Below are 1,617 nucleotides of genomic sequence, written 5' to 3' on the forward strand. Positions count from 1 at the left end.
GTTTTCAGCGCCGCATGCGCCGGATGGGGCAGATACCGCCGGCGGGCTGCCTCACAGGCGCATGAGCCGGACGCGGCCGGGTGTGCGAAAAAGGGGCAGGCAGACGAGTGCGGCCGCCAGCGCCAGGGTGAGCCACGTCTGGGTGCTCTGCGTCAGCGGCAGGCAGAATGCCAGAACGGCGGTTGCTGCAAGCATGGCGACCTGCGCCGCGCGACATGCGGTCTGGTTCAGCAGGCACCAGGCCAGGATGACCCCGGTGCCGGTCAGGCTTGCCATCACGTTCGGCTGGCGGAACACGCCGGTGGCCCGCCCGGTACCGGGCGTGGTCAGCCAGAACGGCAGCGACTGCGGGTGCAGCGCCTGGACGATGCCGGTCAGCGCCTCCAGGACACACCCGGCCAGCATCAGCACCAGTACCGTGCGGCGCAGGGAGGGTGTGGTGAACAGAGCCCGGGTGGCCACCATCAGCAGCAGGCCACCCCACAGCCCGGCCACCCGCAGCTCTGCGAGATAGCGCCAGGTCTGCGGCGCGTACAGCAGCGGCAGGGTAAGGATGAGCGCGCCTGCCAGGCAGAGCGTCATGAATGGCGTGGGGTGCAGGGCCGTGCCCAGCGCCTGACGGGATACAGGAGCCGCCAGCAGCAACAGTACGGCAGCCAGCATCCACGCCAGCACGCTCTGCGGTATCATCATGCCGCTGCCGGGCAGGTGCGGGATGTTCACATGCAGCACCAGGAGGGTGTACAGCGCCAGGCACAGCACCCCACCGGCGGCGCACGGGGCGCTCCGGTGCCGGCAGCCCGGTACGGGCTGCTCCTGCGGGGTCTGCGACTGAAGCACGGTGACGGTGGTCATGGTATCGTCCTCTGCGGCCTTAACGACAGGTCATGTTCACGGTTTTCACCGGACGCCAGGATTTGTCACCCTTCCTGCGGGGCTCCGGCTTGTCCAGCGTGAACGGCACCTCGCACTGTGCGTCGGACGTGGCCCCCCACTTCACCAGCAGGGTGCCCTTCTCCGGCATGCCGCCGAGGTAAACCTGACCGCCATCGCCGACAATGCTGCTTTGTCCGTCGGCATCATCACCCTTCAGGCTCGCCATGGCACCGAACGGGACCGGGCTGCCGTTGTGGCTCAGGTTCATCAGTATCTGCTGACCCAGGCGAATCGGATAATCCTCCACCAGGACCGCCCCGGCGGTCGGGTACAGCGCATGGCCGCCGGATGGCGGGTTCGCGCCTTCCGGCAGGGAGGACGGGTCAATATCAATGGTGTTGCGGGAATAGGTCTGCATCGAGGTCACCACCGCATTCCCCCAGTGGTCGGTGGTCGCACTGCCGTTCATGATTTTCACATCCGGCACGCCGGTGTGGACCAGAACGGCCGCATCGTTAATGTTGCGGGCCAGCGTCACCCCGTGACGGTGGGCCAGCACGCCGCCGCTGGCGCTGTAGGTCACGCCGTGACCGCCGCCGTGGTCGTAGTTGTACCCCAGATTCGCCATGCCCCAGGTGTCGTTGTAGCCAAGGGAGGTGGAGCCGCTGTTACCCTGGTCGCCGTTACCCTGGGTCTGCGAGGCGCTCCAGTTCATGCTGTTGTCGTCCAGCAGGGAGCCGC

2 protein-coding genes are annotated in these 1,617 nt (G+C 67.3%); both read right to left on the bottom strand.

Going from position 1 to position 1,617, the window contains the following annotated elements; all coding sequences use genetic code 11:
- Window positions 1-51 precede the first annotated feature (51 nt).
- The gene (locus AAIR21_RS27645) at window positions 52-855 is read right to left on the bottom strand and encodes a pilin glycosylation ligase domain-containing protein (protein ID WP_434682803.1); all 804 of its coding nucleotides are present in this window, start codon (window positions 853-855) and stop codon (window positions 52-54) included.
- A gap of 19 nt (window positions 856-874) precedes the next feature.
- Window positions 875-1,617 (bottom strand): fimbria/pilus outer membrane usher protein (locus tag AAIR21_RS27650; protein WP_434682804.1); only part of this gene is annotated, 743 nt, incomplete at its 5' end.

Origin of the sequence: Enterobacter sp. PTB, from assembly GCF_051130085.1 — a bacterium.
GTDB classification, from domain to species: domain Bacteria; phylum Pseudomonadota; class Gammaproteobacteria; order Enterobacterales; family Enterobacteriaceae; genus Enterobacter; species Enterobacter ludwigii.

Excerpts from the sequence above, each read along its gene's own strand:
- AAIR21_RS27645 (WP_434682803.1), bottom strand. The coding sequence starts at position 855 with ATGACCACCGTCACCGTGCTTCAGTCGCAGACCCCGCAGGAGCAGCCC.